Origin of the sequence: Cylindrospermum stagnale PCC 7417, from assembly GCF_000317535.1 — a bacterium.
Classification (GTDB): domain Bacteria; phylum Cyanobacteriota; class Cyanobacteriia; order Cyanobacteriales; family Nostocaceae; genus Cylindrospermum; species Cylindrospermum stagnale.
The window spans coordinates 4,161,387-4,177,072 of the sequence record NC_019757.1 but is presented as its reverse complement, the minus strand read 5'-3'; the positions used below and the strand labels follow the sequence as shown (position 1 = coordinate 4,177,072).

Annotated in this window: 12 protein-coding genes; 8 read left to right on the top strand and 4 right to left on the bottom strand. The window is 44.8% G+C overall.

Annotated features, from left to right (window positions below; genetic code table 11):
• The first annotated feature begins 369 nt into the window (after window positions 1–369).
• The 3 genes from recJ to CYLST_RS17450 all read left to right on the top strand — a co-directional run bounded on the left by recJ (window position 370) and on the right by CYLST_RS17450 (window position 3,894).
• Window positions 370–2,730 (top strand): single-stranded-DNA-specific exonuclease RecJ, encoded by a 2,361-nt coding sequence (recJ, locus tag CYLST_RS17460; protein WP_015209043.1) that lies wholly within the window; start codon window positions 370–372, stop codon window positions 2,728–2,730.
• 132 nt (window positions 2,731–2,862) lie between these two features.
• A complete protein-coding gene (locus tag CYLST_RS17455; protein ID WP_245587395.1) occupies window positions 2,863–3,036 on the top strand; it encodes a type II toxin-antitoxin system RelE family toxin in 174 nt (57 codons plus the stop codon).
• Window positions 3,037–3,060: 24 nt separating this feature from the next.
• Entirely contained in the window at window positions 3,061–3,894 is an 834-nt protein-coding gene (locus tag CYLST_RS17450; protein WP_015209041.1) for a carbohydrate ABC transporter permease, read from the top strand.
• A gap of 54 nt (window positions 3,895–3,948) precedes the next feature.
• On the opposite strand, the gene CYLST_RS17445 is transcribed toward CYLST_RS17450, so the two are convergent.
• Both CYLST_RS17445 and CYLST_RS17440 read right to left on the bottom strand, forming a co-directional pair.
• Window positions 3,949–4,656, bottom strand: coding sequence for a sugar transferase (locus CYLST_RS17445; protein WP_015209040.1), 708 nt, complete (start codon window positions 4,654–4,656; stop codon window positions 3,949–3,951).
• A 278-nt stretch (window positions 4,657–4,934) separates the two neighbouring features.
• The gene (locus tag CYLST_RS17440) at window positions 4,935–9,023 is read right to left on the bottom strand and encodes a hypothetical protein (RefSeq protein ID WP_015209039.1); all 4,089 of its coding nucleotides are present in this window, start codon (window positions 9,021–9,023) and stop codon (window positions 4,935–4,937) included.
• A gap of 316 nt (window positions 9,024–9,339) precedes the next feature.
• On the opposite strand from CYLST_RS17440, the gene CYLST_RS34635 reads away from it, so the two are divergent.
• The 4 genes from CYLST_RS34635 to cobT all read left to right on the top strand — a co-directional run bounded on the left by CYLST_RS34635 (window position 9,340) and on the right by cobT (window position 12,615).
• Window positions 9,340–9,519 carry a hypothetical protein gene (locus CYLST_RS34635; RefSeq protein WP_157162604.1) on the top strand — a complete coding sequence of 60 codons (180 nt, stop codon included), beginning with the start codon at window positions 9,340–9,342 and terminating at the stop codon, window positions 9,517–9,519.
• Between the two features lie 307 nt (window positions 9,520–9,826).
• Entirely contained in the window at window positions 9,827–10,528 is a 702-nt protein-coding gene (locus tag CYLST_RS17430; RefSeq protein ID WP_015209037.1) for a Crp/Fnr family transcriptional regulator, read from the top strand.
• Window positions 10,529–10,539: 11 nt separating this feature from the next.
• Window positions 10,540–11,322 carry a DUF2232 domain-containing protein gene (locus CYLST_RS17425; RefSeq protein WP_015209036.1) on the top strand — a complete coding sequence of 261 codons (783 nt, stop codon included), beginning with the start codon at window positions 10,540–10,542 and terminating at the stop codon, window positions 11,320–11,322.
• Between the two features lie 195 nt (window positions 11,323–11,517).
• Window positions 11,518–12,615 carry a nicotinate mononucleotide-dependent phosphoribosyltransferase CobT gene (cobT, locus tag CYLST_RS17420; protein WP_015209035.1) on the top strand — a complete coding sequence of 366 codons (1,098 nt, stop codon included), beginning with the start codon at window positions 11,518–11,520 and terminating at the stop codon, window positions 12,613–12,615.
• Between the two features lie 18 nt (window positions 12,616–12,633).
• Here the strand turns inward: cobT and CYLST_RS17415 are convergent, their stop codons facing one another.
• Window positions 12,634–13,602, bottom strand: a complete 969-nt coding sequence (locus CYLST_RS17415; protein ID WP_015209034.1) for a glycosyltransferase family 2 protein — start codon at window positions 13,600–13,602, stop codon at window positions 12,634–12,636.
• A 184-nt stretch (window positions 13,603–13,786) separates the two neighbouring features.
• Between CYLST_RS17415 and CYLST_RS17410 the strand changes: the two genes are divergently transcribed.
• Complete coding sequence (locus CYLST_RS17410) at window positions 13,787–14,071, top strand: hypothetical protein (protein WP_015209033.1); 285 nt, start codon at window positions 13,787–13,789, stop codon at window positions 14,069–14,071.
• A gap of 179 nt (window positions 14,072–14,250) precedes the next feature.
• Here CYLST_RS17410 and ctpB read toward each other — a convergent pair whose 3' ends face one another.
• Window positions 14,251–15,588 carry a carboxyl-terminal processing protease CtpB gene (gene ctpB / locus CYLST_RS17405; RefSeq protein WP_015209032.1) on the bottom strand — a complete coding sequence of 446 codons (1,338 nt, stop codon included), beginning with the start codon at window positions 15,586–15,588 and terminating at the stop codon, window positions 14,251–14,253.
• Window positions 15,589–15,686: the final 98 nt, after the last annotated feature.

Below are 15,686 nucleotides of genomic sequence, written 5' to 3'. Positions count from 1 at the left end.
AGACTGGCTAAAAACCTCAATTTGTCTTGGGTCAAGACCAATGAGGGTATTAAAAATTAATTAATGTTAAATTTTCTACCAAGGAATAATTTATTTAGGAAAAGTCTCGTAATACTAATTCCGTCTAATTACTTAAAAAACCCTATCTTTCTACCACTAAGTATCCATTGCAGCCTATTTTCTAATATTTGCCAGAGTCAACTTAGAAACAATCAAACCCTCTTACCTACTAAGTTAGGAGCAACGTTAATCCCTACTAGTTGTTGAATAACCAGGTGTTCAATATTTGCTAAAAAAGCTGTGGGGAATGCTATGAGTTAACGGAGTGGGGGTGAAGTTCTAGCAACTGATTGGGCTATTATTTCTTATATGGCTGAACAACTACAGCAGTGGACTCTTGCAGCAACAGAACAACCACCAGAGTGGTTTATCCAAGCGGTGAAACAGTATGCACCCCCAGCAGGTGGACTTTATGCCGCACAATTACTTTGGCAACGGGGAATAAAAGATGAATCACAACTAACAGCTTTTGTCAACTACAAATCCTATCAACCAGTGAGTCCCTTTGAGTTTGGGCAAGAAATGGATTTGGCAGTAAAACGTTTGCAACAGGCGCGGGCAACTGGCGATAAAATTGCCATTTGGGGAGACTTCGACGCCGACGGCATCACCGCCACATCTGTGCTTTGGGATGGATTGGGAGAATTTTTTGGGCAAAATACGCAATTAATTTACTACATCCCCAATCGCCTCACAGAGTCCCACGGACTGAATGAACAGGGGATTGATAATTTAGCAAAACAAGGTTTTACATTAATTGTTACTTGTGACACAGGTAGCACAAATATTAGTGAAATTAACTATGCCAAACAGTTAGGTATAGATGTTATTGTTACTGACCACCACACCTTACCCTCAGAACGCCCACCAGTTACAGCAATTATCAACCCCCGTTATTTGCCTAACGAACATCCGCTGTTTCATCTTTCTGGGGTGGCTGTGGCGTATAAATTAGTCGAAGCGCTACATCAAACTCTGCCTGATGTGCCGCAACATCCGTTAACTGATTTATTAGATTTAGTGGCGGTGGGGTTAATTGCCGACTTGGTGCAGCTAAAAGGAGATTGTCGCTACTTGGCGCAAGTGGGAATTCAACAACTGCAAGCTGATTTTAGACAACCACCAGCAGCGCGAAGACGTCCGGGGATAGGACGATTATTGGAATTGTGCCAGAAAAGTGGCGATCGCCCCACAGATATTTCTTTCGGCTTAGGGCCACGCATTAATGCCGTTAGTCGCATCCAAGGCGATGCCAGCTTTTGCGTAGAATTGCTGACTAGCCAAGATGCTAAACGTTGCAATGAACTGGCGGAAGTTACAGAATTAGCCAACACCCGCCGCAAGTCTTTACAAAAAGATGTACAAGCGCAAGTAGCGCAAAAACTCACTCAGTTAGACTTATCAACCACCAGCGTCATTGTCTTAGCAGATGCCCAATGGCCCGTTGGCGTTTTGGGCTTAGTCGCTGGACAAATAGCCCAAGAAACAGGCCGCCCAACGATTTTATTGAGTACAGAAAACTCACCCTCTGACTCGGAAACTGCCTCAGCACTCAATCTAGCCCGTGGTTCTGCCCGTTCGATTAATTCTGTTGATTTATACCAATTGGTGAAAGACCAAGCACATTTGTTACATCGTTTCGGGGGACATCCCTTTGCTGCTGGGTTGAGTTTGTTGACAGAGAATATTCCTTTATTTACGGCGGCGATTAATCAAAGGTTGCGCCAATCTTTAGGCGGTGCTAACCTGACGCCAACAGTGCAAGCAGACTTGGCGGTAACTGTTGCAGAGTTAGGAAAAGAGTTATTTTTAGAACTCAAAATTTTAGAACCCTGTGGAATGGGAAATCCCGCCCCGAAACTGCTGATTCAAAATTGCTGGTTTGAAAATTCTTGGCATCGCAATCAACAAGATTGGCAAAAGAAAAAAGTACAGTATATTAAAGCCGAGTTTGACATTCGGGATGATTCCAGCAAAAGTCCTTTTCCGGGGATTTGGTGGGGACACTATAAAGAAGAATTACCCCCAGGTAGGTGTGATTGCATAGCTGAACTAGACTACAACAGCCACATCTCGAAACAACGCTATGAAATCAGATTAATTGCTGTGCGTCCTAGTGTTAACTCAGCACCCAGCAATCAAAATTCACCACAGATACTAGATTGGCGGAATATTCCCAAACAGGAATACAGCAAGCAGGACTCAGTACTGGTTATCGAAGATTGTCCGACTAACTGGGATGATTTACGTGCATGGTGGCGAAAGTCGCTTTATAATCAACAACAATTAGCGATCGCTTGGTCAAAACCTCAAAACCCACCACCCAGCCAAATTTGGCTCACTTTGGTAGGAGTTGCCAAATATCTCAGTCGCACAAATCAACCAGTTACCCGCAGACAACTTTTAGATAAACTGGGTATCACTGACCAAACCTTACATTTAGGATTTAAAGCTTTAAAATATTTAGGGTTTACAGTCCAACGACAAGACCGTTCTTTGCAAATCAACTGGAATGCTGACAACGCCTCAGAAACCCTTGCTGATGCTGCTGTTAACCAATTTTTAGCCGCCGTCCGCGAAGAACAATTTCAGCGAAACTATTTTGCTGAAGTTCCTCTAGAGACGATAGTTAATCGTAGCCTAGAAAAGGGGGCTGTAATAAATATTTAGAAAACTCAGAAAGCCTTATAGCGTTTCCTAGTCCAATGAGGTACAAATTTATCTGCGTTCATCTGCGTCCATTCTCTTCCATCTGCGGTTAATTCTTGCTTACTGCAAAAGATTAAATCAGTAATTGAAGAAGTGGAAAATGCTGTCAGTCTAGGAGAAATTAATAATGTTAAAAAACTTAAAGCTGATGGTGATTATTATCGCATTAGAGTTGGAGACTACAGAATTGGTATCGCTGTCTCTGGGGATGTGGTGATTTTTATGAGAATATTACACCGGAGAGAGGTTTATAGATATTTTCGATAATTTGAGCAGAAAGCCTAAGCTGAAATGAACTTACAAAAATCACGTCTGCAAACTTTATTAATTTATGGAATACTAGGAGCGATCGCACTCGTTACCCTGTTTCCGCTGCTGTGGCTGATTAGTACAGCCTTGAAATCGCCGACAGAGAACATCTTTCAGTCACCACCGCAGTTATTACCCAGCCTACCGACGCTGGAGAATTTCGCTACTGTTTGGCAATCTCTACCTTTTGGACAGTATATATATAACAGTACTTTGGTGGCAGTACTGACAGTGGGTTTAAATCTGCTGTTTTGCGCTTTAGCTGCTTACCCCTTGGCCAGACTATCATTTGTGGGGCGAGACTGGATTTTTATTGCGATCGTTTCCACGATTATGATTCCCTTCCAAATCGTGATGATACCCCTGTATATTTTGACAGTGCAGATAGGTTTGAGAAATAGTTATTTAGGCATGATTTTTCCCAGTTTAGCTTCTGCTTTTGGGATTTTTCTGTTGCGACAAGCTTTTATGAGCGTCCCTAAAGAGATAGAAGAAGCTGCCAGGATGGATGGCAGTTCTGAGTTAGACTTATGGTGGTATGTGATGTTACCCGCAATTCGCCCAGCGTTAGTTACTCTAGCTATTTTTGTATTTATCGGCGCTTGGAGTGACTTCTTGTGGCCCTTAATTGTCATCCAAGATGAAAATTTATATACCTTACCTTTGGGAGTGGCAAAGTTAGCGGGTACGTTTTCTCTTGATTGGCGGTTAGTAGCGGCTGGCTCACTAATTTCTATTGCACCAGTATTGTTATTATTTCTTGTTTTACAACGCTATATTGTACCGACGGATAGTGGTAGTGGAGTCAAGGGTTAAAAAAATTAGAATCTAAACAACTTTATCGTTTTAAATCAGGGCGAGAGCAACAGATTAACAAGCGCCACTTTTTTTCAAGACTACCCGAATAGTTTTAATAATTAGACTCAGGTCATAAACTATAGACCACTTGTGCTGATAATTGATATCCATACTGACGATGGTTTCAAAATCTTTGATGCTGGAACGGCCATTAGCCTGCCATTCTCCGGTCATACCTGGTTTGACTCGCAATCTTTCCCAGTGGTGTGGTTCATAGTGCATGACTTCATCAGAAGTGGGTGGACGGGTGCCAACTAAGCTCATTTCCCCCATCAAGACGTTCCAAAATTGAGGAAGTTCATCCAAGCTAGTGCGCCGCAAGAATTTACCCACAGGGGTAATGCGAGGATCGTCAGTGCATTTAAAGATGTGACCTTGAGCCTGGTTTTTTACTAGATGCTTGAGTTTTTCGGCACCAACGACCATAGAACGGAACTTCCAAATGCGGAAACATTTTCCGTTTAAACCGCAGCGAATTTGGGAATAAAATATCGGGCCTGGATCATGAATGATCGTAGCTATTGCCACAGGGACTGTTACCACAGCGGCTATTACCAGTCCCACGATGGCACCGATAATGTCTATTAGTCGTTTTGTCGCGCTGGCAGTTGAGGGGTGTAACGGCTGTTGTGATAAATTAACTGCGTGCAGATGATTCAGAAGAGCCACATTATCCACGACAAGACCTTTAGCATCAGTAGTCAAAGTAGATGTGAACATATTTTTTTGTATTTTTTTACTTATTTTGTCGTTTCTACTGGGTTCTACTGAGTAATAATATAGACATTTTTTTAACTTTATCAAAAGCCAAACACCAGAAATTTACACAATCTTTTAATTATGGTAGGTATTTTAAATTTCCAGTGTCTTTTTCTGCAAACTTGTAAAATTAATGTTATAAATACGCGCCCACTTGCAAATAGTCCGTATTTCAACGTACAGGTGAGCGCGTTGTGCCTTGTATATGCCGGGAAGAAGGCTGTTCTAAAGCATCAATCCTAATGATCTGCTTCTAGGACGAAATTAACTGTGTATGGTTCTTCTAGAGATTGCTGAGTACTAGCTTTGATAGCATCTAGATAGTGACGCAGAGTCAGCAGTTGCTGGGAATTGGGACGATAAGTGAGACTTCCTTGCTTTTCAAACAGTGGTGCGATCGCGATCGCCTTGTAGTCAGAATTTTCTTGGGAGTTTTGAGTCAGCCAAGTAGATTCTAGGGTTGAAGGTACTAAACCTGGTGGTAGTTCACCTTCTAAAAAAGCCAGCAACCGTTGCTGACAAGTCCGGGTATTGATGCCACGACCCTCAAATAACTGGAGAACTTCACTAAAAGATAAAGGTCGTTCGGGTAAAAGCCGGAGCAATTCGGTGAACAAGAAATAATCACTGTACTGTTGCCGAGGCACTTCTAAAACCTGGGGATGCAGAGGTAGCATAGCCAGACCATAAGCCACCCGGCTACAAATAGGAGCGCCGTTGTCGCCAAGATATGAATCTTGAATAATCTTGGCGTTAGGGAGTTTTTGCCTTAACCAACGGTTCACCGTGCCGATAGAAGCCACCCCACCAGTCAAAATTGCTTGATTAATTGCTTCTGTGGGTATGCCGCGAGCTACCAATAACTTGTTGAGTTCTCGGTTGAGGCGGCGGACAAAGGGGACAAACACTTGACTTTCCAAGTCGCGGCGTTGCAATATCCACCGCTGGTCAGCTAATTCTAGGGTAAAAGAGTCTTGGTGTTGCAATATCAGCTTCAGGGCCAGGGACGCATCTAACACTGCTTGTCCCAGTAGTGAACTTTCCAGACGCTGCTGGAGGCGAATGCGAGTGATCGGATCTGGTTCCCCGACTCGCGGTAGTTCCAACGCTTCCAACCCCAAACTATGCCAATGCATTTCGTCTAAACCGGGAATGGCTGGTTGCCATTGCCAAGGGTTACTAGTAGTACTTTGGCTGTCAGCCTGTGTTTCTAGACGTGATTGCCGAGATTTTGGTGGCAACAGCAGCTGGCAGATAATGTCCTGCTCAATTCCCTTGCCAGCATAGGCAAAACCGTGGAGCATAAAGTCATTGTGTGCTAATTGCCCTAGGTTTTCTGGCAAATCTACCAAGGCCATTTCGGTGGCAGTCGCCCCAATGTTGATTGTTAGGGTGTTACCAAGGAGAGGATGATTGCTGGTTTTTGCCAAACGTAAACCCTGATGGTCACTCAATTGAACTATTTGAGCATTCGCACTATCAAGTTCTGGGAGTAGACTAGCGATCGCTTCCTCAATAAAAAATACTTGCTGGGGATGAGAGACAAGTTTGCTAGTCAGTACAGCTTCCCGGACATTGAAGCGATATTGTTCCGACCAGCTGGAGGGGCAAGTGCAGATGACACCAGTAATCTGATTGATAATAGTTGAAAAAGTTGCTGTGTCTATACCAATAGCAGCAGCAATTAAAGCCGGAGTGGTACTAATTTGATCGGACTTGAGAGTTAAAAGCAGTTTAGAGAGCGATCGCACAACCCAAATCAAAGGCCCCGCAGAAAAATCATTTAATTGCAACACAGGTTCCCATTTTTGCTGTGTGCTCTTGTAGGGGATGGCCACTTGTAAATAGGGCTTCAACTGTGCTGAGTAGAGATTATTCGTCAGGTCTGGTGCCGACATAGCTTTGTTCTCAGGTATCTTATCCTGAGCCACAGCCGCAGGGGAAGTCGAATCTATAGCTTCTATGCTCTCCATCTCCGCGTGAGGTACAGAAGCCGTAGGCAAATAAACCTCTGCTGGTAACCGAAAAGATTGCTGGAAGGAAGTTACTCCTGGTTGGTTTTCAGCCGACCAGTAGATCGGATAAACAACACAACTAGAGCGATTCATCAGTGCCGCAGAAATCCCCGTTGTCCCCAAATCAATTCCTAAATACCAAACTGCACCCAGAACATTCGGTGCAACTTCAGAATTATTCAGCGAGTTAGAAATGTCTTGCCAAGTGTTTTCGCTTACAGGAACTATGACTTCCTTTTTTTTTTCAATTTTCGGGCTGAAGTCTAAATCGGCTGACTGCTGAGGAATCTCCAGACCGGAAAAAGCATCTGTTGAGATATTCTCTACTTGTTGCCTACTAGTCCATTCGCTACTAGAGTCAGCGCCATCGAACCCATAGAGGCGCTCACTCTCTAAATCCTGGAAACTGTCCGAGTTAGTTGTCGGCTCTAAGAAGGAATTTAGCTGCTGATCAAAGTTAGCCAAGTCGCGATCCAATTGTTGCAACTGCTCTTCATCCAGAAAAATATTAGAGATAGTTGGCAATTGGGTTTGCTCTAGGGAAAGCAAATTTTCCTGTGGCGAAGCGGGAATATAGTTATCTAACGGACGCTCCGGCTCCTCACTGTGAATCAATGGTGCTGATGTCTCTGTTGCTGGATGATTGACAGAGTTCGATACTTCCAGCCGTTGCTGATCACTGCCGACATCAACTAATAAGTCGGTCAGGAATGTAATTGTATCAATACTAGCTGGCTGAGAATCGAGTTCCACGGGTAAACTGTCCGTAGGGCTACCGGATGCCTGGGGCTGTGTATCTTCTGTAAAAAAGAAAGTTGACCATGGCTCTGACGATGAGTCTGTCGGTTGTGCCTCAGCCTCTGAGATTTCTAATGGGGGATCATTGCCTAAATCCAAAAGATTTACATCTGTTTCATTAAGCCAAGGATCTGGTAGTGCTAGAGCAGCATTCTCTGGTGGCTCTGGATGCGTTTTGGATAAATCTGTGGACTCAGGATTCGGCAGTGCCACAGCACCATCCTCTGGTGGCTCTGGATGCGTTGGGGGTAAAGCTGTATTGTTGGCGCTAATTAATGCCGATAGAGTGGCTACTTCCAGAGGAGATAACTCATTCGTGACCACCTCAAGGCTGGGATTAGTAGAATCATTATTACCAAACAAACTGGCGTAAAGTTGGTCTACCTCATCACCAATTAACTCGGAACTCACTGACGCTAATTCAGTTGGAGTCGCAACCGCAGCATTGTCTGAAGCTGGAGGCTGATCAGCACCAAGCTGCAACAGCACTGCATCCAGATCCTCTGTTACCGGAGGAATAGCAATTGAAGATACATCCTCTAGTTGGATCAATTCTTCCTGAAGGGGCACAACCTCAGCACTGCTATTCGCTGGCTGTACCTGTACAGAGTCAACCAAGGACGGTAGTGGTAGTATTTCCTGACCTCCCCCTGGTAACGATGGCTGGAGATCAGGAGATTGTAGCTGCAAATACTGGGTCAGATTGTTAAAAAAGCTCGCCATCAACTGTTCGCCTTGCACACCCTGACTGTGCATTCTTGCCAGCGCTTGCGATAAGGACTGGTGATAGGTATTAATGTTGCCCTGTAAGGCGTCAAAGACAACATTCACAGTTCCATCTAGCGATCGCAAGCGTAGATCCAACTCCCTCGCCACTCCGGCTAACCGCTCCACCAGATCCGGCGATTCTAGAAAAGGTTGAATCGTCGAGAAAGCTGATTCTACATCCGGATTCTGACTTGGTGTTTCCGAACTGGGGGAAATTGCTAAATCCTGTGTCAAATGCGGTGTTAAACTTGGCACCAGGCGACTCATGAGCACTTGTAAAAATTCGGAAATCATTTGCTCTTGGTTTGCCAACTGCTGCGTTAAAGAGTAGTTTTGCAGCCGCCTTTGCTCTAATTGCCTAATTTCCTGGATTAGAGTGGCTCGCTCTTGCAACAACCCTGATAATTCCGCTTGCAAAGGCTGGAACAATGCAGAAAATTCACTGTTTAATTGTTCCGCCCCAACAACACTTTGCTCTTGGTTGGGTTGAGAATACTGGTTATTACCTTGCTCGACAAATCGCGCCAACAAAGGAGATAGTGGCTGTCCAGAAGGTTGACTTTGGATGCTGCCCTCTGAAACCTCATTTTCAACTAACCTGACAAGAAAGCCACGAATTTGTTGTAACACCTCTCTTGGCTCCTGCGCCTGACCAGACAGCAGTCTAGACAGGCGCTTGCCACTGCTGGCGAGTAAATTGTCAATGTCTGCGATCAGTTTTTGAATTTCATCTGCACGGGAAGTCACTTTAAATTACCTTAGGGATAAATGTACGTTAACTGTTGTGGGAATTACTTTACAACTACCAAAGTTATGAGTAGCAAAAGCCATTACTTAGACTTTTTCAGACAATTATGTAGAAATTGCTGGGAGTATTGGCTTTTGTCCATCAGTACCTGTTTTAGAAGATTAACTTGACAGCTAATTGAAGTCCAGGAATATAAAAGATCTATTCTGAAGTTCCGCAAGCGCCTTGCCGCTCACCAGGCGCTACACCCTCTCAGCAGACAGCCAATGTTGCAGAGGATGCAGATTTTTCACACACCCTGCCTACAAGCTGTTGGTGGTTAATACCATCATTGCTGACAACATTTACTACCTCTACAGATGCCACCCAGATTATTGCCAGCCGTTGATTTTACCCGAACACAAACAAAGCAAACCGCCTTTGGTGGATGAACCCTTGGCTAAGAACACCCAAGAGGACATTTTTTCTTGGTTCCCAATTGCTGAAACCCGCTAAAATACGTGAGCAAAAATTAACTACCTTGAGTATCATTGATGTTGTTTGCCTATATTCTCAAGTAATCATATTTGCAGTGTTGTTAACTCCTAAAGACTACTTCAGCGGGCTAAATGCCGCTTTTTGCCAAACTTTTACCCAGTTTAAACCCATAGGTAAAGATTGTTGAGAAAAAAGGCGCTTGTCGCCGAATTGTGTAACATAATTTAGTTTTCTCTTGATTCGGGGGCTGTGCTTCCATCCCTTGGTTTAAGATGGCGCTCCAGTTTGTTGTTTATATAGCAGAATTAATAATAAAGATGTCCTAATGGAAGATCGATATAGCTTGCAGCCACCCGCGCATCACTGGATGACCACGTCGGCTCCTTTTTTTCAAGGGTTGCCAGCAACGGTGGTGGAAACAGCCCTCACCCATCTCGTGTCCCGTACTCACCCAGCGAATCAAGTAATCCTGCTAGAAAATGACTGGGGCGGCTCTGTGTATTTTATCGTCGATGGATGGGTAAAAATTCGCACCTACAATATGGAAGGAAAAGAGGTAACGCTGAATATTCTCGGTAAGGGGGAATTATTTGGAGAAATGGCAGCGCTAGATGAAGTACCGCGCTCTACAGATGTAATTACCCTGACTCCGACGATGATTGGCAGTATGCCTGCTCAGGATTTTGTCAAGTTACTTCAGATAGAACCCTTGGCGGGACTCAGATTGTCGCAATTGATGGCACGACGTTTGCGGCAGGTGAATCGAAGATTGCGCTTGCGGGAATCTGATAGTCAGTCGCGGGTCGCAGACACGTTACTATTTTTGGCAGAAGGACAGGGAAAAAGAGGGCAGACAGGCACAGAAATTCCTAATTTACCTCACCGAGAATTGAGTAGTTTGAGCGGACTGGCACGGGAAACAGTTACACGAGTATTGACAAGGCTAGAAAAAAAAGGCTTGATTAGACGGGATCAAGACATTATTTGTATTCCCGATTTGTCAGCCTTAGAAAGAATGATCGTTTAACAACTTAGCTTATGAGCAATTTAGATTCCCTGCCAGAAGAATCAGAGGAAGACCCCTCCCCTGAATCTCAAACCTCTGGCAGTCAATGGTTAGATAAACAAGAGCAGTTAGCGCCACAGGGCAGTCCACCCAACGCTCTCGATCAGAGCATACGGCTATCGCCCCAACTGAAAGTTGATGCACCTTTGCGGATGGTGGAAACGGCGTTTTTAGCCAGTACCTCTAGCTTGATTTGGTTTATTAATTTCTACTTTCCCTTAGGGCCTGTTTTGCGGATATTTTTTCCAGTGCCGATCGCCTTAGTTTACCTGCGTTGGGGTAGGCGAGCAGCATGGATGGCAGCTGTCACTTCTGGGTTACTACTGGCAGTGCTGATGGGACCAGTTCGTAGCCTGCTTTTTGTCATGCCCTTTGCCTTCATGGGTGTGCTTTTGGGGGCGACGTGGTATCGTCGTGTGCCCTGGATTGTTTCCATCACTTTAGGCACGCTGTTGGGCACTCTAGGGGTGTTTTTTCGACTATGGTTACTCTCTGTGTTATCGGGTGAAGACCTGTGGATTTATGTGATTAACCAGGTGACAGACATCATAGAGTGGATCTTCTTGAAACTGGGATTGTTGACAAATCCGAGTGTGTTTTTGATTCAGGTGGGGGCAGTGGCCTTGATTGCAATCAACAACTTTATCTATTTGATTGTGGTACATCTGGCAGCGTGGCTACTGTTAGATCGCCTGGGTAATTCTATTCCCCGTCCGCCACAGTGGGTACAAGTCCTGATGGATTATGAAGTGTAGTCATTGGTCATTGGTCATTGGTCATTGGTCATTGGTCATTGGTCATTGGTCATTGGTCATTGGTCATTGGTCATTGGTCATTGGTCATTGGTCATTGGTCATTGGTCATTGGTCATTAGTCATTGGTCATTGGTCATTGGTCATTGGTCATTGGTCAGTAGTACAAAACTTCAACTGATAACTGACAACAAAGTTATGATTCGCATTTATACCCAAATAAAACAAGGTGAAAAATGGCTAGGACGTTATCGCGCTAGTCTACCGATATTTGCTTGTGTTTTAGGATTTACGGAAACTGGTTTGATTCCAGGGATTTCCGCTGCTGGTCGCACTCCAGAAGATCGGAAATATACTGCTTGTGCTGATGCCGAGTTTTTATATTACGGTGCTGAAAAAGAGCCAGTATATCCCCTACCACCCTTGGCAGCGGGGGCATCCCCTGTGCTAATTTCCCGCGCTGTCGTTGAGGCGCTGAAGATACCAGTTTATTTGTTTAATGCGGGGTTGCCCCAAGTTCCTGCTGTGCCAGTGATTGATTTGGGTGGGGCGATCGCTAAATGTTTAAGTCAAGGTGCTGCTATGTCCATAGCACAGGTACACCATTTGTTTGAACAGGGGCTGCTTTGGGGTTCTAAATTGAGTGCTAATATCCAACAGAGTTATCTGATTTTAGGTGAGTGCGTTGTCGGTGGTACCACAACTGCTTTAGCAATTTTAACTGGCTTGGGTATAGAAGCAGCGGGAAAGGTTAACAGTAGTCACCCTATTTGTAACCATGAACAAAAGTGGGCGGTGGTACAAGCTGGACTGGAAAAAAGTCAAAATCCTCTAGATCCCTTGGAACTAATCGCAGCTGTGGGTGATCCGATGCAAGTGGTGGTAGCTGGGATGGCGATCGCAGCCAGCCGCAGTTGTGGGGTAATGCTGGCAGGTGGCACACAAATGTTAGCCGTTTATGCGCTGATTCAGGCGATCGCGCAAACTTACTCTTTATCTTGGCAACCAGAAGCAGTAGTCGTCGGTACTACTCGCTGGGTAGCAGAAGACCCTACAGGCGCTACTGTTGACTTAGCCCTCAGCTTGGGAAAAAATGCCGGAATCCCTCCCCTCATCGCCACTCAGCTAAGTTTTGCGAATTCTCGTTATCCCCAACTCCAAGCTTATGAGCAAGGCTTTGTTAAAGAAGGTATGGGTGCTGGTGCTGCTTGTATAGCCGCCCACCTGAGCCAAAATTGGCAGCAAGATCAACTTTTGGCAGCGATTGAAGACCAACTCCAGCGGCTGAATAGTTGAAATTTTTGACTAAAATTTTCACAGCCAATCAATTATCTTGGCATTCTCTGGCAACTTAGCGTCCCGTTGCCCAACACTACGGGCATAAGCAGTAAACAAACCAATGGGAGTATTTAACAAGTCTACAAAGCTACCTTTAAATGCGATCGCCTTGACACTTTCTTTTGGCACTTCTTTAAATAACCAACGTAACAAGCGATGGACATATTGCTTGGATGTGAGATCACGCATTAACTCTACTCCATGCAGTTCATGGAGATAGCGATTTGAGCGTCCATAGCGCCGCCATTGGCTTTCGAGTTCTTTGAGTGTAGTACGGTGACGATGCTGGACGATTGCCTCTGGAGCAAATTCCCAACGCCCAATATTCGCCCCCAAAATCCGCCAGCAAATGTCTGCATCACCGCCAGTGGTGAGATAGGGACGAAATAACCCTGCTGTTTCCAAAGCGGTATGGCGAATTGCCAAATTAGCCGTTTGACCGTATGGACAAAATTTATGGGCGAGAGTATGCTTTTGAGATAAAGTCTCTTCACGGTCTGCGTGTTGTTCTAGCAGGGTTTTACCTGGTAACGCCACAACTTCACCAGCAACAATTACCACGAATTGATTGACAAATGGCTGAATTAATGTAATTAGCCATTCTGGTTGGGGACGACAATCAGCGTCGGTAAAAACCAGAATTTCGCCCACCGCTGCGCGAATCCCCTTGTTGCGAGCAGCGTAGGAGCTTTGAATTTGGTTTTCGCTTAAAGGTCGAATTGTGATTGGGCAATTTTCGGCAGTTGTTTTCAAAATAGCGAGAGTGCGATCGCTACTATTATTGTCTACCAGCAAATATTCTACCCGGTCTTTTGGGTAAGTTTGAGACAAAAGACAACTGATTAAATCAGGTAAATCTGCCTCACCATTATAAATAGGCACAACCACCGACACCATGGGCAAGAAGTTGGACGCGGTGGTTGCATCAACAGGCTGATGGTTCATAAAACAGAGATTATTTAGCTGGGATTAATAAGTATTATCAGTTCTTGTATGTGAGTAAATAGCAGCCATAACATCGATTGCATAAAAGTTGCTTCTCAAACCTAGTAGTGGATAGCGGACGATGAAGGGTTAGTTGAAATCATTCATCACCTTTGCAACACAACTAAATCAAAGAACAATCAAAATGTTTAATTGCCAGCAGATTTTATCAGTCACCTTACTAAGTATCGCATTACCTTTAACAACTGCTTCAGCATTTGCCCAACAAGTACCTCGGCCTGCAACTAGTTCCCAACTCAGTGCAGGGGGCAATTCAACCTCAACCGCTGTGAAGTGTTATGGCAAAGGCGCAAATGGAGAAAATTTAGGCAGTGGTAAAGGTGCGGGATCTTGCCACGCCTTTCTATCCAAAGCTGGATGCAAAAATATCAGCGGTGAGCATGGTGGCGTACAACGTTGCCGAGATTAGGGACTTCCAATTAAAAAAATATCCAATCGCTAGGGACACAGCATTGCTGTGTCCCTACAAGTCTATGATTACTGAATAATTTATTTTTTGGTATTCCCTTAAAAATAAATCCCACCTCTAACAAGCGGTGGGACGAAATCAATCACAAAAGCTGAATTTAGAAACAAACTTCTTGCGAACTAAAATTTCAAGTCGTTGGCGCGACTGCTCATCGGTTGGGTGGTAGGATTTGTCAAAGGTTTGGCAAAGTTTTTACTAGATAGAGCTGCGATCGCTCTCGCATATTGGGGATCGCTCTTAGTTCCAACTAAATCGGGATTAGTCGCCAACTGCCGCTCTTGCGCCTCTGTCAAGTCTAGCTTGATGTCTGGCGCAATCCCCTTATGGTTAATATCCGTGCCCTGGGGAGTGTAGTAGTGGGCAATGGTGACTGCCAAACCAGAACCATCTGCGAGTTCATGCACTGACTGCACTAAAGCTTTACCAAAGGTTTGGCTGCCAACAACTACCGCTCGCTTATTATCCTTGAGGGCCCCTGTGAGAATCTCGCTAGCACTAGCAGAATTACCATCCACCAGCACCGCTAAAGGCCGATTTGTCAAGGCAGTGCGATTGGCTTTAGTTACTTCACTTGCTCCCTGACGGTCTACAGTCCGGACAATCGAGCCGCTATCGTACCACATCCGCGCAATTTCAATGCTTGCCTGCAACAAACCACCAGGATTTCCCCGCAAATCTAATACATAAGAATCGACTTGCTTACCGTTTAAATCGCGGATGGCTCGTCGCATTTGATCAGCGGCGTGGGAACTGAACTCCCGCAACCGAATATAGCCAACGCGGCGACTACCTTCTTGTTTGAGGGTATAACGTACTGTTGGGACTTCAATCGTCGCCCTTGTCAGCTTCAGATTAAAATCATTCCCACCAGGACGCCCCAGCCGCAATGTTATGGCGGTACCAGCTTTGCCGCGAATCAGCTTAGAGGCATCATCCACTTTCATCTTGAGAGCGGGTTTGCCGTCAATTGCTAAAATCTCATCGCCTGCTTTAATACCAGCTTTCAGCGCCGGAGAATTCTCTATGGCCTCGACAACAGTCAGCCGCTTGGTTTTGTCATTCAATTCCATGCGAATGCCAATTCCAGAAACTTCCCCAGATGTTTGACTGGTGAGGGCTTCATATTGTTTGGGGTCCATGAACCTTGTATAAGGGTCACCCAACTTTTGTAAAGCTTCGCGGATGGCTACATAAGCTTGTTCATTATTTGAATACTCTTTGCTTAACAGGCTCTGCCTGGTAGCTTGCCAATCTTGTTGATTAAATTTTCCATCAACATATTCACGATTCACCAGTTGCCAAACTTGGTCAACTAACGCTTTAGGGCTATCTTGTAGGGCAGCGCGGACACCGCGCGTCCAAGCTGTACCAAATACAGATATAGTAGCAGTCGTGGCGATCGCTCCACCAATCAAGGCTACCTGGAGCGGCGAGTAACGTTTCGCAGATTGGTTCATGTATATCAGCTGGAATAATTGTGTTGTTGACAGTTTAGCAATCAGAATTTCCTGAGATTTTTAAGTTTTTATACCCCAATTTCAGCTATACTCCCTTC

Bases quoted from the DNA above. Each gene is read 5' to 3' on its own strand.
- recJ (WP_015209043.1), top strand. From the start codon at position 370: ATGGCTGAACAACTACAGCAGTGGACTCTTGCAGCAACAGAACAACCA.
- CYLST_RS17450 (WP_015209041.1), top strand. From the start codon at position 3,061: ATGAACTTACAAAAATCACGTCTGCAAACTTTATTAATTTATGGAATA.
- CYLST_RS17445 (WP_015209040.1), bottom strand. From the start codon at position 4,656: ATGTTCACATCTACTTTGACTACTGATGCTAAAGGTCTTGTCGTGGAT.
- CYLST_RS17430 (WP_015209037.1), top strand. From the start codon at position 9,827: ATGGAAGATCGATATAGCTTGCAGCCACCCGCGCATCACTGGATGACC.
- CYLST_RS17425 (WP_015209036.1), top strand. From the start codon at position 10,540: ATGAGCAATTTAGATTCCCTGCCAGAAGAATCAGAGGAAGACCCCTCC.
- cobT (WP_015209035.1), top strand. From the start codon at position 11,518: ATGATTCGCATTTATACCCAAATAAAACAAGGTGAAAAATGGCTAGGA.
- CYLST_RS17415 (WP_015209034.1), bottom strand. From the start codon at position 13,602: ATGAACCATCAGCCTGTTGATGCAACCACCGCGTCCAACTTCTTGCCC.
- CYLST_RS17410 (WP_015209033.1), top strand. From the start codon at position 13,787: ATGTTTAATTGCCAGCAGATTTTATCAGTCACCTTACTAAGTATCGCA.
- ctpB (WP_015209032.1), bottom strand. From the start codon at position 15,588: ATGAACCAATCTGCGAAACGTTACTCGCCGCTCCAGGTAGCCTTGATT.